At 42.5% G+C, this 22,716-nt stretch carries 20 protein-coding genes; all 20 read right to left on the reverse strand.

Annotated elements, in window-relative coordinates; genetic code table 11:
- Positions 1-61: 61 nt before the first annotated feature.
- The 20 genes from EHS13_RS32635 to EHS13_RS32725 all read right to left on the reverse strand — a co-directional run bounded on the left by EHS13_RS32635 (position 62) and on the right by EHS13_RS32725 (position 22,684).
- Positions 62-1,519 carry a DHA2 family efflux MFS transporter permease subunit gene (locus tag EHS13_RS32635; protein ID WP_155704357.1) on the reverse strand — a complete coding sequence of 486 codons (1,458 nt, stop codon included), beginning with the start codon at positions 1,517-1,519 and terminating at the stop codon, positions 62-64.
- Positions 1,520-1,570: 51 nt separating this feature from the next.
- On the reverse strand, positions 1,571-1,921 hold the full coding sequence (locus EHS13_RS32640; RefSeq protein ID WP_155704358.1) for a hypothetical protein: 351 nt from the start codon (positions 1,919-1,921) through the stop codon (positions 1,571-1,573).
- Positions 1,918-3,186, reverse strand: a complete 1,269-nt coding sequence (locus EHS13_RS32645; protein WP_155704359.1) for a CHASE4 domain-containing protein — start codon at positions 3,184-3,186, stop codon at positions 1,918-1,920. Before EHS13_RS32645 ends, EHS13_RS32640 begins: the two co-directional genes overlap by 4 nt.
- 131 nt (positions 3,187-3,317) lie before the next feature.
- Positions 3,318-3,905 (reverse strand): beta-xylosidase family glycoside hydrolase, encoded by a 588-nt coding sequence (locus EHS13_RS32650; protein ID WP_155704360.1) that lies wholly within the window; start codon positions 3,903-3,905, stop codon positions 3,318-3,320.
- Between the two features lie 45 nt (positions 3,906-3,950).
- The gene (locus EHS13_RS32655) at positions 3,951-5,171 is read right to left on the reverse strand and encodes a multidrug effflux MFS transporter (RefSeq protein ID WP_155704361.1); all 1,221 of its coding nucleotides are present in this window, start codon (positions 5,169-5,171) and stop codon (positions 3,951-3,953) included.
- A gap of 140 nt (positions 5,172-5,311) precedes the next feature.
- On the reverse strand, positions 5,312-6,307 hold the full coding sequence (locus tag EHS13_RS32660; RefSeq protein WP_155704362.1) for a zinc-dependent alcohol dehydrogenase: 996 nt from the start codon (positions 6,305-6,307) through the stop codon (positions 5,312-5,314).
- A complete protein-coding gene (locus EHS13_RS32665) occupies positions 6,304-7,845 on the reverse strand; it encodes a TIM barrel protein (RefSeq protein WP_155704363.1) in 1,542 nt (513 codons plus the stop codon). Before EHS13_RS32665 ends, EHS13_RS32660 begins: the two co-directional genes overlap by 4 nt.
- Before the next feature lie 12 nt (positions 7,846-7,857).
- The gene (locus tag EHS13_RS32670; protein ID WP_155704364.1) at positions 7,858-8,670 is read right to left on the reverse strand and encodes an alpha/beta fold hydrolase; all 813 of its coding nucleotides are present in this window, start codon (positions 8,668-8,670) and stop codon (positions 7,858-7,860) included.
- 13 nt (positions 8,671-8,683) lie between these two features.
- Positions 8,684-9,550 (reverse strand): sugar phosphate isomerase/epimerase family protein, encoded by an 867-nt coding sequence (locus EHS13_RS32675; RefSeq protein ID WP_155704365.1) that lies wholly within the window; start codon positions 9,548-9,550, stop codon positions 8,684-8,686.
- Entirely contained in the window at positions 9,547-10,452 is a 906-nt protein-coding gene (locus tag EHS13_RS32680; RefSeq protein WP_155704366.1) for a sugar phosphate isomerase/epimerase family protein, read from the reverse strand. Before EHS13_RS32680 ends, EHS13_RS32675 begins: the two co-directional genes overlap by 4 nt.
- A gap of 78 nt (positions 10,453-10,530) precedes the next feature.
- Positions 10,531-12,111, reverse strand: a complete 1,581-nt coding sequence (locus tag EHS13_RS32685) for an ABC transporter substrate-binding protein (RefSeq protein WP_155704367.1) — start codon at positions 12,109-12,111, stop codon at positions 10,531-10,533.
- Positions 12,112-12,239: 128 nt separating this feature from the next.
- Positions 12,240-12,740, reverse strand: a complete 501-nt coding sequence (locus tag EHS13_RS37040; RefSeq protein WP_264373564.1) for a carbohydrate ABC transporter permease — start codon at positions 12,738-12,740, stop codon at positions 12,240-12,242.
- Complete coding sequence (locus tag EHS13_RS37045; protein ID WP_227013651.1) at positions 12,740-13,132, reverse strand: ABC transporter permease family protein; 393 nt, start codon at positions 13,130-13,132, stop codon at positions 12,740-12,742. The genes EHS13_RS37040 and EHS13_RS37045 overlap by 1 nt, the downstream gene beginning before the upstream one ends.
- 11 nt (positions 13,133-13,143) lie before the next feature.
- Positions 13,144-14,076 (reverse strand): ABC transporter permease, encoded by a 933-nt coding sequence (locus EHS13_RS32695; protein WP_155704368.1) that lies wholly within the window; start codon positions 14,074-14,076, stop codon positions 13,144-13,146.
- Positions 14,077-14,254: 178 nt separating this feature from the next.
- Positions 14,255-16,576: a helix-turn-helix domain-containing protein gene (locus EHS13_RS32700; protein WP_155704369.1), complete on the reverse strand. Its 2,322-nt coding sequence runs from the start codon at positions 16,574-16,576 to the stop codon at positions 14,255-14,257.
- A 70-nt stretch (positions 16,577-16,646) separates the two neighbouring features.
- On the reverse strand, positions 16,647-17,720 hold the full coding sequence (locus EHS13_RS32705) for a Gfo/Idh/MocA family protein (protein ID WP_155704370.1): 1,074 nt from the start codon (positions 17,718-17,720) through the stop codon (positions 16,647-16,649).
- Positions 17,717-18,829 carry a Gfo/Idh/MocA family protein gene (locus tag EHS13_RS32710; protein ID WP_227013653.1) on the reverse strand — a complete coding sequence of 371 codons (1,113 nt, stop codon included), beginning with the start codon at positions 18,827-18,829 and terminating at the stop codon, positions 17,717-17,719. Before EHS13_RS32710 ends, EHS13_RS32705 begins: the two co-directional genes overlap by 4 nt.
- A 117-nt stretch (positions 18,830-18,946) precedes the next feature.
- The gene (locus tag EHS13_RS32715; RefSeq protein ID WP_155704372.1) at positions 18,947-20,014 is read right to left on the reverse strand and encodes a right-handed parallel beta-helix repeat-containing protein; all 1,068 of its coding nucleotides are present in this window, start codon (positions 20,012-20,014) and stop codon (positions 18,947-18,949) included.
- Complete coding sequence (locus EHS13_RS32720; RefSeq protein WP_155704373.1) at positions 19,998-20,468, reverse strand: hypothetical protein; 471 nt, start codon at positions 20,466-20,468, stop codon at positions 19,998-20,000. The genes EHS13_RS32715 and EHS13_RS32720 overlap by 17 nt, the downstream gene beginning before the upstream one ends.
- A gap of 89 nt (positions 20,469-20,557) precedes the next feature.
- A complete protein-coding gene (locus EHS13_RS32725) occupies positions 20,558-22,684 on the reverse strand; it encodes a carbohydrate-binding protein (RefSeq protein WP_155704374.1) in 2,127 nt (708 codons plus the stop codon).
- Positions 22,685-22,716 lie beyond the last annotated feature (32 nt).

Here is a 22,716-nt window from a genome sequence, read left to right on the forward strand (position 1 = left end):
CCGAGCAACAAACACTATGCTAAGTGTTCATCATTCGGGCCTTTTCTAACCTTAATTTCCCCTAACCCATTTCCACTATTGGAGCTGGTGCAGCTGTTCCTTCAACCTTAGGCCGTTTCAGTGTAGTTGCCAGTAACAAGCCAAGTATCGCAAGACAGGCAAGGATCAAATAAATGTTATGAAAAGCGTGAGTTATTGCTTCTGGCGAACGATTTTCTCCTGCTTTAACATAATAATTCGTCCGAGTAACAATTAACGTGGTTAGCCCGGCTACAGAGAAGGAAGTCACAACTTGTTGAGCAGCGCTTGTTAAAGAGGTAACTCGGCTGACTAGATTCCTAGGTGCAGCTTGAATCAAATGAGTGTTGAGCGCAAGGAACGATAGCCCCATTCCCATTCCAATCAATGCACGAGGGATCAAGAATGACCAAGCACTATCTCCTGGATTAATATACGAGATAAGGTAAGTGCCGATAGCAACAAGGATTAAGCCAACAACAACCAATGGCCTTGCTCCAATGCGGTCATATAATCGGCCTCCAATTGGCATACAAATAGCAGCTGCCAGTGCTTGAGGGAGCGTCCATATCCCTGCATGATAAGCACTCATCCCCATCATTATCTGCATAAAGTAAGGTACTGTAAAAATAATCCCAAACATAGTAAACTGCAGCACCCACTGCACCAGGATTCCCCGCGTAAATAAGGCTGAACGGAATACTCGGAGCTCTAATAACGGTTGTTTTTTATTGGAAAGCTCTACGTAAATAAATAAAAGCAATGAGATTACCCCAACTATTAGACCCACTATGGTTTTTGTTGATGTCCAGCTGGTTCCACCTTCACTAAGCCCATAGGATAGACTCACAAAAGCGAGCGGACCTAGGATAATCCCCAAAACATCCAGTGAGGTTGCAGATAGTTTGGGAAATTTAGGTAACAGGATAAAGGTCAGAATTAAGCCAATGATTCCAATAGGTACATTAATTAAGAAAATCCATTCCCATTTAACATAATCCACCAAGTAGCCTGACAGAATTGGACCAAGCGCAGGTGCGAGCAAGATAGGAATACCCATCATTCCCATAATTGCTCCTACTTTTTCAGGAGGGCTAAGCTTATAGGTCATTGCAAATGCAATTGGCGTAACCATCCCGCCACCTAATCCTTGTAGAATTCGATAAAAGATTAATTGATCGGCAGTAGTAGCAAATGCGCATAATACGGAACCAATTGTGAACAATATGAGTGAAATCATGAAGATGATCTTAGCACCAAAACGATCCGTCATCCAACCTGCTAGCGGAATAACAGCTGCTTGTGCGAGCGCGTATCCTGTAACCGTCCATTGTATAACAGCTAGCGAACTATGAAAATCTTCAACTAGTACGGGAATTGCCACATTAACAGCAGTGCTGTCCAGTATGACCATAAAAATCCCAATAATAATCGCAATCAGTGGTCCCACCAGCTCACGAACTGTTTTAACTGGGGTAAAGCTTGTTGCTTCTCCAGACATATCTAAATCCCTCCTCTTAAATTTACTATATAACTCTTTCTTCTTTATTTATCATACTTTGAAGCGTGCGGCAATGGATTGCAACTTTTCAGCCAGCTGGTTTAAAGATTGTGCTGATCGCGTAACCTCGTTGGCACCAGTAAGCTGCTCTTCTGTAAAATGAGAAATACTCTGCATATTGGCGAGAGATTGAATAGATATTTGCAGGGTTTCTTCCACCGTATTATGAACCAGATTAGATGTTTCCGTCGTATTTTGGGCTATGCTCTTTACATCTTGGATTCGTTCAGAAACTTCAACAACTGTTGCAGAAATTTGAACAAATGCATCTCCTGCAGAGCGAACTACTTCCATACCTTTAATCACTTCTTGATTCCCTTCGTAAACGGCATCGGCAATCAAGCTTGAATTCCGTTGAATTTCACCAGTTTGCTTTCTTGCGCTCCTTGGGACAATATCTCTGCACCGCCAGTCATTTCTTCCATGGAAGCTGCAATTTGATTTGCATCCTGTACGGTTTGTATCGCTCCTGCGTACAGCTCTTTGGAGGCGACTGTTACATGCTGAACCGTTAAATTAATTTGTTCTATAAGCACACTTAATTGACTAACCATCTTCTGAACGGCATCTGCCATAGTAAAGACTTCGTCATTGCGTTTTAAATAAGCAGGCGAAACTTGAACCCTCAATGATCCATTGGCAACTTCCCCCAATAAACTGGATAGACGAGTAATCGGAACGGTAATCCTCCTGCGTACAAGCCATGTTAGAATAACCAGTAAAGCAATAAGTATGATTCCTACTATCCCGCTCAATTTTTTGAGGCTGTTGGTTACTTCCCCACTTGCTTTCGATGGGTTATCTACTGCCAAAAGTCCAACTGAATTACCATCTAAGCCTTGGAATCCAGTGAAAACTTGAGTCACACTCGTGGAATCTGTGGATTGAAAGCTATCGTATTCCAGATAATTAGCCTTTTTCAAGGCACCTATAAGAGCTGATTTTAATTCATTCAAATCTAAATCCTTAGATGTAGATAACAGCTGGTTCTTCTCTGAAAGAAGAGCTATATCCGCATGAAGCGTGTCCTTAATTTTGTCCAAAGCAGCTTGATCCAGTAATCGGCCAAAAACCAATAGCCCAACTGCAGGAGCTGTGCCCGCTTCATCTGTAATTTTCGAGACCGCAATGATTGCCATCCCCTTAGAGGTTTGTACAATACCTGAAAAGCTGTCCGCTTTTTTCAATCGGTCATAAATGGCTGGTACTTGAAGTTTGTCTTTGAACTCAGCAGCATCACCTTTTTGACTAATAATATTTCCCGCTAAATCTGCTGTGGCTAGAAAATGTACATTGGGGATGATCCCCACGGATACATTCATGTTCTCCTCCAGCCAAGTGACATCCTTGTCCTCTACAGCTTTTCGGTTCGCTTCCCAATGAGCATTTGTCAAAACAGAATCTAATAAATTCGCACCTAGACCATCCAATACTTTACGAGCGGAGATACTCACATTTAACGTGTTTTCTTGTTCAATTTTATGTAGATTGGCCGTTGTTGATGTGTAGAAGAAAACTCCCGCAATGCACAATGGAATAATAAGCAATACCGCAACTAGAACAATTACTTGAAGGCTGATTGAAAAATATAAACGTTTTTTCTGCAACTTAAGTCATCCTTTACTAATTAATTCGTTGGCTTGCTGCATTATTATAGCACATTATATCCCAAAAAAACGTCCTTAACCTTCGAGGTCAGAGGACGTTTTCCCATTCTATATTTACTTAGATCAACCTACTAAAAGAGCTTGAACCCAGAAAATCTAACCCATCGATCGACATCCATCACACCACCATGTGTGAACAATCCTGCTTGTAATTCTTGCAGTCGATAACCCGGGCACTGGGCAACTATAGTCCAATCCGTATCGGGAGATAAGCGGTATTGCCCTGTAATTACTTCATCCACAACGAAAAACCGAAGCTCAATTGGATCTGTAACGGAGCTTAATGCTATTTTACCTAACAAACTCGCTTTTGCGTTCTCTTCACGCACTACAACTACGGCGAGTTCTTCACCCACCAGTTCTTTGACCAATTTGATATAATTATCATCATCGTAATACCAGAGTAAACCTGCTTGCTCATAAGGAGCAGCCGGCTCACATGAAACGCTTGCCGAAAATCCTTTGGCTGTATTCGAAAGCGGGCGAATTAATACATTCTCTGCATTATTGCTGTCCTCCATTAAACTCCCTGGTCGAGTCAGAATCTGCAGCTCATCTCCAGCAATACGCCAATTAATGCCCATCTCGCGAACCCATGACCAATTATCCATTAGAGTTGCTTCATTAAATCGATCCTCGAATAATACATTTTCGTTCATAACTGAACAGTCTCCTCTATTTTATCTGATGTGCGAATCTAAAGATTATATTTTAATAGATGTTTTCTTAGATAGGGTAATAAAACAGGTAACTGCCGCTAAAACTAATACAGCCATCACAATCGCGAGTGGCAGGATAGTTTGGGTGCCGCCAATACCAACAAGCGGAGCAACAATACCTCCAATAATAAAAGACAGCATCCCTAATAAAGCTGAGGCGGTGCCTGCGGATTGGCCTTGACTCTGCAGTGCTAGAGATGAGGTCATTGTCGCAATTATCCCCACACTGGAAACAACAAGGAATAAAGCCGGAAGAATCAAATAAAGTCCCTGATGGGTTAGCGCCGCCACAAGTAATAATAGCCCTCCACTGCTTGACATAACCAGTCCCGTTCCCAGCAGCTTACGCTCGCTTACTCGTCCTGCTAATCTTCCTGCAATCTGTCCTGCAATAATAATACCTGCACCATTGAGTCCGAAGATTAAGCTGTATATTTGAGGTGACACCCCAAAAAGCTCTTGCAGAACAAAGGATGAACCAGAAATGTAGGCAAACATGGCAGCCATGACAAAGCCTTGTGTTAAGGCATATCCCATAAAAGCTGAGTCCCTCATTAATCTACGAAACGTCTTCAATGTGTTGCGAATCCCACCACGAGAGCGCCGCTCCACTGGCAACGTTTCTTTTAAACCAAATATGACTCCAAGCAGCATCAATACCCCGGATAGACATAATACTCCAAAAACACCTCTCCATGAGGTGAACTCTAAAATCCCAGCTCCCAGAATGGGTGCTAATATAGGCGCAGCCCCATTGACCAGCATAAGCAATGCAAAGAACTTAGTCAGCTCCACACCCGAATATAGATCACGCACACTTGCTCGCGAAATAACAATACCAACTGCCCCTGCCAATCCTTGAATGAATCTAAGTAAGATAAAAATCTCTATGGAAGTCGAATAAACACAAAGTAACGAAACAATCGCATAGATAGCCACACCTATAATTAAAGGAAGTCGGCGACCTCGTACATCGCTAATCGGTCCAGCAATCAATTGACCTAGCGCTAAACCAAGCAAACAAGCTGTTAAACTCAATTGCGTAACGGATGTTGTAGCATGCAATTCACTAGCAAGATTAGGTAATGCTGGTAAGTACATGTCCATTGAAAGCGGACCAAATGATGCTAAAGACCCTAGTATAATGGCTGTCCAGATTCGACTTGATGGATAAGTGCTTTTTAGTAGTTGGTTTGGCTGGCTCATGATAGATTATAATTCCTTTCAGTTGGTTGCCTCAGACATTGATTTACTAATAAGAATAACATAATCAGCTAATTTATCCATACGCACATAAAACAAAAGCCGTCGAGATGATCTCGCAGCTTTTTTAATAAATTGAATTTTTACTCCCAGGGCTTTAATAATATCTTCGCGCATTGTTGGGATAAGGAAGTTTGAAAAGCCTCTTGAGTTTTACTCATGGGATATACATGCGATATCAATTTATCTACCAACGATGAATTTTGAATCACTTGCATTATTCTAGGATAAGAATTCAGATTATAATGCCATGATCCGACTAATGAAATCCCTTTTCGGATCAAATCGGGACTGACTCGAATCATTGTTTCATCACCGCATTCGCCTACAAAAGCAATTTTGCCACCACGCGCAATAGCATCAATTTGTAAACGATGCGCCGCGATAACTCCAGATGTTTCAATACCGCAATCAGCTCCTCGACCTCCAGTAAGCAGCTTTATCTGTTCAACGGCATTCTTGCTCCGCGGATCAATAATGTCGACTGCTCCCATTTCTCGCGCCAGTTGAACTCGATATTCATTCATTTCAACGGCGATGACTCTTGCGCCGCGATATTGAGCATTAACAATCGCCCCTAAACCAACAGGTCCTAATCCGCTGATAAGCACAGTCGAAAATGCATTCACTCCCAGCTTCTCCATAGCTCCGAATGAAGCGCCCAAACCACAGCAAGCCAACGATGCTTTTTCATAGGATACATCATCTGGAATTTTCGGGAGCAGCCACGACGGCTTAGCAATATATTGCGTCATGGTTGAAGCTCCATAGTCCAGGTTATGCTCACAATGTACATAATCTCCTGCTATGCATAACACACATTCTCCACAAGGATATTGGGGCATAACCACAACACGATCGCCGACTTTCACTTTGCTGCCGGGAGAAACCTCGACCACTTCGCCTGCAGCTTCATGTCCAAGCCCAACACATCGATGGCCCTCGGAGAAGGATTTATATTCCGCGCACATAGGTGCGACATGTATCTTAACTAATGCCCAACTGTCCAACAATAGCTTAGGCTTCTCATACTCTACAAGCTCTATTTGCTTCTGTCCCGTTATCGCCACCATTCTCATACCTTCGCCTCCAAATCTAATGACCAATAAATACCATTAACTATTAATATCCTAAATGCTTCTTGCTCAAAATCCTCAGGGTGCCCCAAGGTCGTCATGAACACTTTGCCTCCACCGCAATGCGTCCGTGTCCAAGCAACAGGTTGAATCCGTGATTTATTCCCCCCAGCAAGCGCCCACTCTTCTGGATGTACGGAGTAACCGTTCAAGAGAATCTCGGTACCTTCAGGGGGGTACGGATGAACGTAATAAAGCCACGATCGTACGAAAAAACGAGCGGAAACTCCTTTAAGGATAGGGTGATTCAGGCTGCCCCAATTATGGCTGACATCTGTAAAGGACGAATGTCCGAAGTGCTGAATCCAAGGTGCGCCAAGGACCTCAATCCCGAATTTTTGGTTCCAGCTTTCCAACGGATGTCCTAGAGGATAGTTAAAAGCATGTGTACTGGTGCGGAATCCGATGATCGGCTTACCTGCCTCAATGTATTGCCGAATATATTTAAACTGCTCTTCGGGCAGCTGTCGAAACCTAAGATAGAATACAACAAGATCAGCTTGCTCAAGCACCTCCAAACCAGGTAAATTATCTATTGCCGTGGAATCAGGCTGGGAAGTTAGTATCGTAATCGCAGCATCATGTGAACGCTGAATTTCTCTAGCAAGCTCAGCTAAGGTTTGCTCGGACTTATACTCATCTTCTCCACAAACAAATACAATGTGCTTCCCTGATAATCTCTTTAGTTTTTTTATCACATAAGCTCCGTTTTGTTTCGTAACAAGATCCGGTTCACCTACAGCCAACTCCGATTCTTCTTCAACCATAATCCATCCGTTATAGTCCGTTTCCCGCAAAAACCGGACAATTTCCAGATGATCTATGCCACCTTCGCCCATAGGCTTCCAGCCATCCTTAACTGCATAATCTTTAAAATGTACATGTGTGATGTTTTTCCTCTGGCTGCGGAATATGTCCATTGGATTCATCCCACCGTTTGCAATGTGACCGGAGTCAGGTGCATAACCAAGTACTTTAGGATCTAGCCTTTCAAATAAGAAGGTGTAATCCTCTATAATACGGAATAACGAGCCAGAAGGAGAATTGGGGTGGAAAGCGCAAGCAATCCCTTCATCCCTGGCTCTTGCGGAAACAGTATGCAAGATCGACAGTAAATTCTCCTGACGCTCACGCAGATCATCTCGATTATCCCAAGGCAGCTGGACGAGCACCATAATAGCCTGAGGAAAATGACGCAGATACTGCACTAAATGCTCCGCTTCAACCATTTCTTCGTTTGATTCATGCTCGCCCCTCCAAGGAAGGGCTAGTGTCAGCGCAGCAAGCTTTAATCCACGGTCCGCTAACGCTTGCTTTAATCGTTCTGGAGCATTGTAATAATCACCGAGCATGCAAAGCTCTGCTTCAATTCCGGCAAACCCACTCGCAGCGGCGACGTCCATAATATGATCCAGCGAATTGTTATATTGCTCAAATGACATTTGCCAGGTATAGGTTTGACAACCAAAAAGCAGCCCCATACTCACATCCTCCTAGTTAGACCCGTTCTCATTCGATAACATGAAAGCCAGTGTCAGTTGATTAAATTTAGCTAATTTATCCCAATGATGCGTATGTCCACTGCCCTCAAAAACAGTTAGCTCTGCATGTGTTAGCTCTGCGGCAATAGCTAATGAATGCTCCGGTGGTGTGAATATATCTTTCTCCCCTACTGTCACAAAAACAGGCAGCTTCAAATCAGCAAGCCTTCCACGCGTATCGTGTTCTGCACATGCGCCACATTGTGCACTAAAAGCATGTGCTGGCATTCTTCCCATCGTTTCCAGCGCCTCAGCTTCGCGATTATGTAAATCTTCGCCGTTTTCATCGTGATATTGCGGTGTGAAAATCCAAAGATTCAAAAGCTTTGCAAAAGCATCTGGTTTAGCCATTGCATACATATCGCTTAACATACTAAAGACAGCTTTCATATAGGCATTACAATGAGACCAGGTACAATTCAAAGTAAGTGAAAGTATGCGTTCCGGATACAGCAATGCTAATTCTTGGGCTATAGCGCCACCCATTGAAATTCCAGCAACATGTGCGCTGTATATCCCCAAGGCATCCATGAGCCCAGCCGTATCCTCTGCCATAAGTCGAGTTGAATAGGGGGCCAGAGGCTTGTCGGATTGCCCTGCTCCACGATTGTCGATAAGTACACAGCGAAAATGCTGCTCATAAGCTTTGACATGCTCTTCCCATACTGACCCATCCGCACCAAGACCCATTAACAGAATTAATGGAGTTCCGCTGCCTCTCTCCTCATAATTCAAATCAATTCCGTTCACCCTGACTCTTGGCATCTCCCACTTCTCCTTATTCCCGCACGGGTAGTATTTGACTGCGAATAAATTCAAGACCTCCGCGTGCTATACGCTCCTCATTCTCAGCATATGCTCTCCACAAATGCAGCCTCGGAATTAAATTCACAACACTTTGGCCAAAAGCTTCTATAGTTAACCATCCCTCATAGTTACGCTTCAAAAGCAGCTCAAATACCCCCTGTGTTACCGCATGCCCGCTGCCTGGCATTCCCCTATGGTTTTCGGATATATGTACATGCACAATGGACTCATAAGACTTAGACCATGCTTCTGCTGTATGATTCTCCTCGATATTACTGTGATGTGTATCTGCAAGTAAGCCTACGTTGGGAAGTGCTATATTTTTGACAAATTGGGTTGCCTGCTCCATGGTATTAACCATATACATTTCAAATCGGTTTAGAGGTTCTAGCGCCAGGCTCACTCCACCTTCTAACGCATATTCGCCCGCTAACCGGAGTGTCTCTGCCGACCACCCCCACTCTGCCGGAGTTGGAGCTGCGCCTGTAAAGCGTCCCAAACCCTGAAATAAAGGGCCACAAAGCACATTTGCCCCAATAGCTATACTCTTATCAATTGCACGTTTTATTTCATTCAATGCTGCAAGCCGTAAACGGTGATCCGAGCTAGCCGGATCTGCCGTTTCTGCATCCAAAGCCAATATGGCGCTTCGTCCCAGACCTAAGCTGTCGCACAAGGAAGAAAAAGCGCTAATATCCTGATGTGACATAGGTGCCACAGGAAATTCCACACCATCAAATCCCCATTTATGCAGTGTACAGACCAGTTCCTCATGCTTAATAAATGCGGGCGAATCTGTCCATAACAAGAGGTTCATCCCTATTCTCATTGTTTTCATTTACTTGAGTGCACCTCACTAATAAGCTGCTGAATATAGGGTACAGCCTTACGTCCCCATACCTCCACCTCTGCATTAAAACAGAAGTCCACACCCCACCATTCCATATCCAAGAATAAAGGACCTGTTTCTTGGAGAAGCTGCGGAAAGTTTACAAACCCATTGCCAAATTCAGCATGTGTACTCGTTTCATCGTTATGCAATGTGCCATCCGAATCTATCAGATGAAAGTGTCCTATATGCGGGGCTAATAGCTTTGCATAAGCGGTTACTCCACCTTCCAGATTTTCAGTGCCATCGAAATGCTTAGCCGCCATAACAGCCCCCATATAGGCATGGCTTGTATCGAATAATATTCTAAAATACGGAGAATCCACCGCATGACACATCGCGAGAACTTCCGATGGCTTGTTCAGCCAGAATCCGGGCTCAAACTCCCAAACGATTTCTGCCCCTTCTGCCCCCGCAGCTTCAGCAGCTGCTCTCCATACCTGCGAAAGATGCTCAAATCTACGTTTGAATGCCTCTTCCGTTAAAGAGCTCGGTGCACTGACAGTATCAATGCGGATTCTATTCGTGCCCAAATCGCCAGCAAACGCAACAGCACGTTTGATTCTTTCCACATAGAGCTCTGCAGGAATTCTATCTGGCGGAACCTCAACAAACGAGGGGGCATAGCCTGACACTCCCAATCCGTATGCTTCTATCCGCTTGCAAAGCTCTTTTCGCTTGACTAAAGTATCGAATTCCTCATCCGTAGGATGGGGGGAGAATCCATTGATCTCAATTCCGTTATAGCCCGCTTCACTTGTATATTGCAGTACGCGTTCAAACGGCCATGGTTCATTAGCAAAAGGACCAAACGCGAAAGCCCAGCTTCCAAGGGACAGCTTTGGTTTCATTCTTCTACCTCCCTTTCATTATAAAACCCGCGCATTGCCAGCTTATCTGCAAAACGCGGGTTTCTCACTAAACTTTTATTACTTTTTAGTCGCCAACCAAGCGTTCAATTGCTTTTGTTTTTCCTCTACAATTTTCTCGCTGCCCGCGCTCTTTAGTTTTTTACGATATTCTGCTAAATATTTGTCTGTTTCTAGGGTTCCGGATTCCAGTCCAATCGCATATTTTTCTGCAACAGCATCCACATTCGCAAGCTCCGTTTGCACCGGTTCCTCATTAAATGAAAATCCTAGCAAAGGTGAAGCTTTAGCAGATAAATTCAGCTGCTTGGTCAATTCCCAAGTATCTGCAGGCTGGCCTTCTTGTAAATAACCGTTGAATACATCTCCAATAACCCAATTGGTATCTGGAGCATAGCCATTGTCATGCAATACTTTAATCGTATTCTCACCTACCTTGGTATAATGCTTATTTTCAATCCCAAAGCTGAGTAAATTGTATAAATCCTTATCTGAATTAACCAGGTTTAAGAACATAATGGCTCTTTCTGGATTCTTAGAGGTTCTGCTGATGGCATTGAGTCCAGAGGTTGCCCCAGTAAACATCGGCTCTGTAATGCGGTGTGCTACAAGTTCATTTCCGCCCCAGCTTTCTTTCTCCTCCGCTTCTACTCCAGGCTTTGAGGTAGGGTCAAACGCTGCAGCAACCTTGCCTTTTCCTAGCAATTCCTCCTCCGGATTTTTCATTGTTGCAATATCCGGATGGATGTAGCCTTTTTGATACCAGCTTCGAGCCAGCTTTAAATATTGTTCATATTCCGTTGTAAAGGCAATATCTACAACCGTATAAGTAGAATCATTCTGACGTATCGTTGCAGGTGTCGTATCATCGAAGCCATAAATTGCTCCAGTAAAGAACTGTGCATTGCCCCAAGGAACAATGCCCTTTTCATTTTGTTTAATTTGCTCTAAGAACGGCTCTAAATCCTCATATTTGTGAAGGCTGCTTAAATCCAGCTTATATTTATCAGCAAATTGCTTTTGGACTAAAACGCCCGTTGCCTTTGCAGCAATTTGATAGGAAGGAATGCCATACATTTTACCGTTAATCTTGGTGTCATTCCACATCAATTCCGGCATAAGCGGTACCAGATCGGTGCCATATTGAGCAAGTAAATTAGTAGCGGGGTCATCTAAAGCAACAAAAGCACCCTTGCTTGCATTGGAAGAATAGTCGAACAACCAATTAGCTGTAAACGCGATGTCAAAATCATCGGATGCCGAGACAATCGTATTCATTTTATCCTCGTATTCGCCGAAATCAAATGGCTCTAGCTTAATGGTTGCCTTTATTTTATCTTGGGTAATTTTATTAACCGCTTCCTCAACTGCCTTTAAGTCTGCTTGTGCATTCGGCTGCGGATAGTGCCAGGTTAAAGTAACCGACTCTAATTGGGGAGCTTCTGTAGGCGCTGCCGTTTCTACAGCAGGAGCCGCAGAAGGAGCCGCTGTAGCAGTTGCAACAGCTGTAGCAGTTGGAGCCATGCTAGTCGTGACTGCATCGTCTGTTGCTGCTTTTTTAGTACAACCACTTAAAACCAGTGTAAAACAAAGCATAGACACGAAGCATATTTTTAAAGCATTATTAAACGTTCTATTCATGTGAATTGGCCTCCCCAAATTTTCGTTAATACTATCGCCATTTATATATAGGATGCTGTTCGTTCCCCTCTCTTTCCCGAGCTTATTCCTAATATAATATAAAATCCTCTAGCCAGCTAAATCAGCCTTTACCCTTTTAACGAGCCAATCGTTAATCCCTTGACGAAATATTTCTGAAAAAATGGAAAGATAATCAGCATTGGTCCAGCGACAAGAATGGCCATAGCCATACGGGCCGATAAGGAGGGAAAGGACGCTCGATCAATGTGCAAGCCACGAATAAATTCGCGTTTAGTTGTTAGAAAATCAATCGTGTTCATCATTCTTACAAGCAGGAGCTGGAGCGGTATTAGCTTATCGTTATTAATAAATAACAAACCATTAAACCATTCGTTCCAAAAGCCAAATGAGATGAACAAGCCTAAGGTAGCCAGCCCTGGTGTAGATAGCGGAATAATAATGGTGAAAAAAATTCTATATTCTCTTGCCCCATCCATCTTAGCTGATTCTATGATTTCACTCGGGATGCTTTGCATGAAAACCCTTAGCATAATAAGATTGAAGGGTCCCAACAAACCAGGCACGATTAAAGCCCAAATTGTATCTTTAAGGTGCAAATATTGAGTCATCAGAATATAAAACGGAACAAGTCCCCCCCAAACAGCATCGTAAAAAAGAAATAAAACGTCGTCAATTGACGAAAGGCATAATCCCGGCGGGAGATGGCATAAGCTGCCATTGCGGTTATCAGTAAGTTGGCAATGGTGCCAATAATCGTAACGAAAATCGTTACCCCATAGGCTCTTAACAAAATAATCGGTGACTGTAAAATATACTTATACGCATCTAGTGAAAACACATGCGGAATTATTTGATAGCCGTTATCTAGTAGAGATTGCTCTTTGGTCAACGAGATGGATACAACCAAGAGAAATGGGATAAGGATCGCTATAGAAACCAAGATGAAGAGCAGATGAATCCATATTTCCTCTTGCGGTGTTGTTTGTCTTCTAATAATCACGCACTCAGCTCCTACCACATCGCATTTTCTTCATTTGCTTTTTTTATCAGAAAGTTAGTCAGCACAATTAGAATCAACCCGACAACCGACTGAAACAAACCAACTGCCGCCGCCATACTGACATTCCCCATCACACGCAGTGCACGATATACATAGGTGTCAATGACATCCGTAGCATCGTAAACAAATGTAGAGTTATTCGGCACAAAATAATGCAACCCGAAATCACCACGAAACATATTGCCAATGCTTAAGATAAACAAGGTTGCAACTACAGGTGTAATTAAAGGGATGGAAATTTTCATCACCATTTGCACTCTTGAAGCCCCATCGATTTTTGCTGCTTCATAGTAGGTTGGATCGATGGCGATAATAGCTGCAAAATATACTAATGTAGAAAACCCAATGGATTTCCACAAATGAACGATGTTGAGAATAAAGGGCCAAAAATGCGCCTCCGTGTACCAGCTAATCGTTTTCGCCGAAAATACCGTTTGCAGCAGCTCATTTAAATACCCGTTTTGATGATCCAAAAACGCATAGGTGATATAGCTGACAAGCACATAAGATACAAAATAAGGCAGGAACATAATCGTCTGATAAATTTTAATCCCAAAACCCTTAACCTCATTAAGTAAAAGAGCTAGTAAAATTGCACTAAAGGCTGTAATCACAATGTAGCCCGCATTGTATAGAATCGTATTGCGGATTAGGATCCAAGCTTGATCCGAAACAAAGAAAAACTCAAAATTCTTAAACCCTGCCCACTCGCTTCCAAATAACCCCTTATCAAAACGATAATTTTTAAAGGCTACAATAATGCCGACCATAGGGATGTAAGCAAAGATCAGCACATAAATCAAACCTGGAAGCGTTAGTGTAAAAAGCTCTCCATTCTTCTTGAATACTTTCCAAAGTGATCTGCTGCTTTTTTGGGGATTCATCTGCTCACCTTTTCCTGGCTGTTTCGTTTTCTGAACCTGCTTTCATCTTGGCATAAACATTTAGTGCAGCCTACAGTAATAAGCATATTTACATATACATTTAGGCTGTACAATGGATACTTTACTGTTTAACTATTCTATTGCACACAAAAAAGAGCAGGTTCACCCCACTCTTTGGCTACGTTATGGATTTCTTCAAGCGATATTCCTTAGGTGTGGTACCAAACTTCTTTTTAAATAGTCTGAAAAAGTAGCTTTGATTGACATAACCCACTTTCTCCATCACTATATTGATGCTGTAGGATTTATCTTGCAGGAGCTTTAGAGCGACTCCTAAGCGAATATCGTTGATAAACTCGGATAGGGTTGTGTTCTCACTTTGTTTAAATACTCTGCCTATATATACCGGCGACATTTTTAGTATCGAAGCAATCCCTTGTAAGTTTAAATTCATATCGTAATAGTTTGTTTCAATTATTTCTTTAATCGTTGCAATTAAGATATGATTGCGGTCTTCACTGAGGCCATCCTGTTTATTGGAAATATCGGTAATCAGCTGCTTGAATAATTCGAATATTTCCTCCAGAGTTTCTTTCTCTAGAATCCGTTGTATGAAGATTGTAAGATCCACATCGAGCGTCTGTAGCTTATTGTTGTTCATCTCGACAAGTGTTGTTTTCACCAGACCTACCAGATCGAGGATTGTGTGAATAATATTATCATAATCAAACTTGTGTATCTTCTGGAATATCGTTTGGAGGAGCTCGCTCAGTTGCTCTCCATCCTGTGACGACTTAATACCTTCAGCCAATTTCTTCTTTAGCTCGTTAGTTATTTGAAAATCTGGATTGTTCATATGCTCAGAGATCATAGCAGGATGAATCAAGGCCATTTTTCCAAAAATAAGCCGGTATTTGGCGACCTTCTGCGCGTACAGATACTGTTTTGAAAGCTCCAGACATTGCCCAACTTCCTCACTAATCGCTACAGTCAAAGAAAACCGATAGTAGTCGTAAATGATGCTTTGGACCTCTTGCAAACGAGTGTGAATTTCCGCAGCTGATCTCCCAGGCGTTGTCGGCAACCCAATTAAGATAATGTACTCATCGTTTCTCATCTCGACGGTTTTACATGGATATTGGCTGCCTACAATTTCGTCAGCTATATTACCAATAGCAAAGCTGATCAATTTCTGATCCTGGGTGCTCAATCGTTCTTTAAACGCTTTGTAATCATCAATCTTCAAAAGGCATAATAGCAGCTTATATTTGCCGTTGATTAGAAATGAGTTCTCTCCAAGAAAGTCTTTCCATTCCGCCAAAGTAACAAGTGAGCTATCCGTAATCAGCTGCTTCAAATGATAATTTTCGACGATGTTGAATTTGGTATCCTGTTCTTTTTGAATCATTTTCAGCTTTTCCGTAATCTGGCTGTGGATAGTCGACATATATGAGATCTCATCTTTATTCTTAGCTGGCTCCATTGTATCCGGACCAGGACTGAATTGTGTGAACAAGCCATTAATTGGACGATAAAGCTTATGACTCACCACCGTGGAAAGAATTAAAGAGAGCACTAGAAAAATAAGCGTTACCACAATGGAGGTATCTCGCATTTTGTTAACGCTTCCCAGAATGGATGAGTAAGGCTGTACATTAACAACGATCCATTGATTTACTTCCGTTGTTAGATAGGTGATGACTTGAGTATCGCCTTTATCTTTATAAATAAAATAATCCGCGGCTTTTCCAGCCCGCATACGCTCCTGAATCTCATTTTTGAGAGTCAAGCTTAGCTGTTTATGCTCTGAGTTAATCATTTGACCATTGCTGCTCATTAGAAAAACGTGAGACTCTTCAAGATGGGAGAGCGTATTGATTTTGTTAATCGTATCGAATAACCATTGTGGTTTAACATTCATGATTAATATACTCTCTTTAAGCGAATAACCACCTAGGGAGTTATACATAAAATAGGAAACGACATCCGCCGTTCCATCCTCCATATTAGGACTTACTAACGGAATAAGCTGCATTTTTTTGACCTGATCCGGTTTCTTCAGAAACTGTCTTATCTTCTGAAACAATAACTCATCCGAGCTGCCGGCATTCGTGCCATAATAAAATTTATCGAGATAACCATTATAAAACATGATGGATTGTAAAAAGGAAGAAGAATGCACAATACGATCTAACTCCGATTGGCGATTAATGACATCAAATATTTCAAGCGATTTGCTGTTCATCAAGGCTACCATATCATTGTTATAATACATCGAGGTCGCTAAATTTTTAACCATTTCATTGGTTTGATAGAGATTGTTGCTAAATTGATACATGACCTTCTGGTTAGCACTATGGGTTTGATCCAACATTTGTGATCTCGCGATATAATAAAGCGCAGTTGATGTTATGAATAGGAATAAGACCATTAGCAGAGATATAGAAATGAGGATGCGATGCAGATACTTGCGCGATCTGTACATTTTCAATAAGCTCATTCTATACCTCCTGCCGAAGACTATTCTATTTCATACTATGGGTGTCTTTTCGCTTTGTCAATTAGGTTATTTAAATAGCCCAGACTTGTCGGGAGGTACGGACCGGTTCTTTGGTTTCCAAAGCTTTATTAAGCATATGCGTTAAATAATGGTCCTGCGAAGCCTCCGCCAAGCTATAGAATCCAGGCCCTCCAGAGACATACTGCTCCATACGCTCCAAGCAAGTTGCAATGGCAATTTCATCATCTGTCAATCGGCCCGGTATATAAGGGTTATGGTATACATAGTGCTCACCGCATAATATTCCCTTCAGGTAAAATCCCTCTAGGTTGCCATCCGCTCCAGCATGAAGTCTGTTTAATTCAAGATCAACAGGAGTTGAATAATCGAGCAAGTATTTAACTTGATGGTTATTTATTTCGCCTTTTTCTCCACGAACAAGCAGTCGGGGTGAGCGAATCCACGAAAAATATTGATCGCCCGTGAAATCATAAACACCCAGCTTATCACCAAATTCAAAGCTGGCAATTACCTGCGATGATTCTGTTTGACACAACGCTTTGGGGTCGCCTTCGCGGTTGGGTCCATCCACAATGGGCGAAGTAAACGAGATTGCACGAATGGTTGCATCCTCATAATGCAGATCGAGATATTGCCGCAGTAAACTAATACCATGATAATCATGAGCGGCTGAAACCTGGGCTTGACTCACAGCTCCAAGCTTGCCTGAACGGACAATATTCAACCGAGCTGCATGATTGGGTTGAAACAGATATTGCTCGGCGATTTGCACCTTGGCTTGGCTGCCAACTGCCTCATTAAAAGCAATTAAATCCTCCAACCGATCCGCAGGAGGTGTCTCGCACAATACCGCTACTCCTTTATTAGCAAGCTCTAACACAATGGACGGTGCGACTGCTCTTGGTACACTCACAACTACAAAACTTAGATCAGCTTGACTTAACATATCATCGATGTTCCGAAAGGTTTTGACACCCCACTTCTTCTCAATGCCTGCTGCCTGCTGTTCGTTTCTTACAACCATACCTGCTATTCGAAACCGATTCGGCAATTGCTCGGCGATTCTCAGATAGAATTCTGCGCGCCATCCAGCGCCTATAATACCAAATGCAATAAGACTCATAGCTTTCTGCCATCCCTTCCCACTGCTTTCCCATCATATGGAATACCTGCTATCCAAATTTCATCCTGAACAGGAACAATGAACTCATCAAAAGGAAATGTCACCTTGCTATTTGAACGGCTTGATAAATAGGCAGCTTCGACAATCTCAAGCGCAGATAAGGAGCTTTCCGCCATACTGTAATCGTTGACACCGCTATCTATCATAGCAGCCATGTTCTCCAAATGTCTTTGGTGGCCTGTAGTTTCAAATTCATCTGGAATGATGTGCGTGGTTGCAGCATGCTTCTCATTCATCAGCATATATCCGTTCTCCCAGCCCCAGAATTCTATTTGCCCTTTCGTTCCAATAATTCTGAACAATGTATCTTTCCCTGCTCGGTTTATAAGCACGTCATCACCTGTATTCATGATAACGCGAATACCGCTTTGAGTTTGTGCATACGTTACAGCTGTGGTTTCCACTTGCATGCCATCTCTATACGTATGTGTACTGGTTTCGCATTGAGCCATAACATAGCTTAGCGGTTCATTGCCAGTCAACATAACAAAAAAGTGCAGCCAGTGAATTCCTGCATTAATAATGTCCCATTTCGTATTCTGGATTTCAACTAGCTTTAACTCTCCAATTTCACCTGCAGCTACTCTCCGAATAATTTCGATTGGTGTTTTCCTGACCAGCAAGCCATGTGGGACTGCTATTGGAATGTTATGACTGCGAATGGCTTCCAAAATCCTTCGTCCTGATTGAGCTGTATGGCCCAATGGCTTTTCCACTAAAATCCCCTTTAAAGGAAGCTTTAAAGCATCCATAGTCACTTCTTCATGTGATGGAGGAAAGGTACTAACACAGACAACATCTGTTGGGCATTCAGCAAACATTTCTTGATGTGTGGCAAACGTTGCAATCCCAGGATAAGTAAGCTTCAGTTGTTCGCAAACCTCGGGTCTTAAATCCGCGATGGCCACAAGCTCAAAATGCTCCGAGACACTTAAAGCATGCATGCTTAAGCGCCCTCCTTGTCCGCCACCAACTACGGAAGTCGTTAATTTCTTCATATCGAATTCCCCTTCATCAACAATCGATTTAGTATTCTTACTTATATTCATAATGGCACAGTGCCCTCGGAGGTCATACTGTTCATTACTTATTTCCATGCACAAATAAACTGTACAATAGATACATTACTGTTCTTTTTCATTCAATTCGCATGAAAACCTATTCGCCTATACTTCCCATGGCTTTAGCAGACCTTCAATTGCTCCGGAGGGTACTTGAGGCGGCAGGAGGTCTAGCTCTCCGAAAGCATTCGCATTACCAAAATGATTATTTGTAAAGCTCACAAGTTTATCGATTGTACAGAGCAGCGAACCATCGCCTTTTCCACACATCCAATAAACAACATTATCCTCTACATGGATAGGTGGCCCAAAAGCATCTCCGTAATTATCGATTTGCAGTCCCTTTCCGTTATATTGGCTTGCAGGTGGGTTTTGATAAATGCGGTTTGCCCTGACCAGCCAATGATGCCCGCCACTCAAGCCAATACCGGCATTGCCTGTTTGATAAACCTTGTTCTCCATGATCTGATAATGCCCTCCTCCACCATCACCCAGCATAATACCTGAGCCACAAGAGGAGGAGCTGTAGCCGTATATGAAATTATTACGAACCCTTATAGGGAAAAGCTCCGAGCCGGTGCTGCAGTAACCATTAATATGATCCTCTGCACCAAAGCCGGTTGCTTCTCGCTTGCATTGATCTGGAGATTTGGGGTCTACGTAAGAAAAGTTATGCTCAATTAGAATCTGCGCCAAGCTTCCATCACAAAGCGCAAACTGAACCATCTGTCCTCGCGGAAACGGACCTCTATGATTTTTGCTGAAATTTCCACTGAACGTTATTGGACCCTTGCATTCAACTAAATAAGCTCCAGTGGGGCAGTTTTCAAAATAATTACCGCGAATCGTGATATTCTCAGCCCCCATTGGCTGTATGAGCGGGTTATCCCACCTGTTTCCCTCTGTTGTTGTTATGCCGGCAAATTGTTTGATATAAGAGATCTCTCCCTGAGGCGTCAAATCATGTATGTAATTATTCTGAATGGTAATGTCATGGATTGAACCGTATAAATTAATAGCTCCGATTATTTCACATTCCTGAATGGTTACATGGTTGGCTTTAATAATGATAGCAAAGCCCTCGGGATTGATAATTTTCAGTTTAGAGATGACAGTTCCATCTTCTGTAATCACAATCGGTTCGGACACAGTTAATTCATGCAGTTGGCTCATCGATTAATCTCCTTGGTATAAATAGATATAAATGATTAGAATATTGATCGACTTCTTTTGTCGCAAAACTACTATACTCATGTGATTTAAATAGGGAAACAATAACCTCGGTTGTATTGAAATTGGTTATTCGCTTCTCTTCATTAAGAATGGCAATTCCATTATCCTTATAATCGTAATGTGTATCCTTCCCAAACTCCAAATCCCTGCTAATTATGCATATTCCTGTATCCACAATACAATGCTGGCCTAATCCAGCATGCTTGGATTCATAATTCCGCAATGTAATCCAACCAGCAAATTCATCCGGTTTATATGTAGCTCGAATAGCATAATCCTGCGCTAAATCTAAGCTTTCCATGATTACTTCCATTTGCAGCTCTGTCAGCTTGTTAGATGCTTTTTCAGCTATTTCCTGACGCAGCCGCTCACTGACTTCATTAGTACTGTCCATTGATTCCCCTCCTGTTAGTCTCGCAAGGTTCGTGAAAAAACGGATCCAAACTAGCTAGATGAGCTTGTTTAGATCCGTACGATCCTCATTTATTGAAATTCAAACCAATCCAATTCCCCAACGGTATTTCCTACAAATTTAATCCATATGTCATTTGTACCTGTTGCCCCACTTAAGGCGGCGCTTAAAGTTTGGTCCAGATTGCTGGTGTTTATCGTTGTTATATCAGCTACTTTAGTACCTGTAAGACTACCCAGCCTGACCTCCAAATGCCTACCTGAATTCTGAGTTGCAATTCTGGCTTTAAAGGTTGTTTTACCCGTTAAATTAACATTATTAAATCTTACCCAATCACCATTATCGCAACTGTTAATACCATCACCTACATTGTTTATTCCGCTCATTGAATTATAGCTTTCTGCTTCAAGATGAATGGTCGGCGGTGGTGTTGGTGTCGGTGTTGGCGTTGGAGTAACCGTTGGGGTTGGAGTAGCTGTTGGTGTAGCCGTTGGGGTTGGAGTTGGCGATCCTCCGGTAATCGTAATATTCTTCGTTACTCTTGCACCTCTCCCCAAGTTATCCCAAACAACCAACGATACACGGTATGTTCCTGCTTTATTAAAAACATGCGTAGGACTTGTTACTGTTGCGGGAATTCCATCATTAAAATCCCATAGAGAATAGCCAATGGACACATTATCTGTGGATGTATTAGTGAATGTTACTGTTGCTCCAACGGCTGCTGTAGTTACAGCGGTATAATTAGCAGTTGGCTTAGGATTGCTGAATCCTCGTGAAGTTAGTTGTGTGTTGGTTCCGTTACCACTGACTGTATTGCCGCTCCACTCCAGATCTGCAGCTGCAGCCGGGTATTGATCAATCGACTGATCTGTGTTGCCTGTAATCGTGTTATTCACAAAACTGATTTTATCAACGCCTGTTGTACTTGTTACTTGAATCCCTGCTGCTTCATTGTTCTTTATCTGATTATTATCTAAAGTGAAGTATGTCGCATTCCCATTAAAGCGGAATCCGAAGCCCGCATCACTCGGGTATTCCGCTGCTGGATGGTCTGCCTGTGTGGTCATGATCGTATTATTGTAGAAATATTGATATTGCGCGCCGGTATCACCTTGAATCTGTACCCCCCATTGCACCATATTCTGTACCGTGTTATAGGCCCAATAATTATGCTGTTTAACACCATCATTAGAAACGGAAAGGCCGATTTGCTGCCCGCCATTCACCATATTATCGGTAAAAATATTATTGCTGGTAGTCGCTGCCTCTAAACCAATGAATTTCACAACACCGCTAGTATCGCTTACTGTGTTTCGTCGCACAGCTGTATAATCAGATTCATCCAAGCTAATCCAATGATCCACACTATTATCCTCGATTACTGCATTGCCCGAAAAAGCGGTTAATTCAATACTTAAGCCCTCGCCATCCGGACTCATTCCTGATCCTGTAACTGTATTATTCTGAATTGTTGAACCCGAAGATCCGTCATGTGCGAATATTCCTCCGCGTCCTGTATTAGTTATGGTATTGCGCAGAACTTTATTACCTGTCGAGCCCCAGCCCATCCGAACGGCTCCGCCCCATTCATTAGCCGTTCCAATATTAGTAAAGGTGTTATCCGCAATAGTACTATTCTTTACCCCCTTGAGATAGCTCATACTGCCGCTCGTTCCCTCAAACCAAATCCCGAATGGCCCAAAATCAGTAGTGAGGCCGACAAAATTCTTAACAATCAAATCATGCATATTATGTCCAGTCCCGTTGTGTGCTTCAATGCCGCTCTCCGCCTGCGGATCGCTGTTTCCATCTAACGTTAAATTGGAAATTTCAACATTAATGATATTGGAAGTAATAGGCATGTAAATCATCGGTGCTCCCGAGCTGCCATTAAATTTAATAATCGCTGTCGTTTTACTGACACCGTTAATCTTAATACCTGACTTTGGAAGCAACGATGCATTGATGTAATAAGTACCGGCAGGAAAATAAACCGTATCGCCTGAAACAGCAGCATTAATTGCACTTTGAATAGCGGCAGTATCATCTGAAGTACCTGTCCCTGTTGCTCCAAAAGTAGTTACGTCTTTAGTAGCCGCAGATGCAGTTTGCTGAGATAAAGCGGGAAACAACAAACCGAGCACTAATAAAGCACATACCAGCTGAATACAATTACGTTTTGCCTTTGCCTTCATCGTAAATTCATCTCCTTTTCCATTTTCAAATT

It is taken from the genome of Paenibacillus psychroresistens (assembly GCF_009728935.1).
GTDB lineage: Bacteria > Bacillota > Bacilli > Paenibacillales > NBRC-103111 > Paenibacillus_AC > Paenibacillus_AC psychroresistens.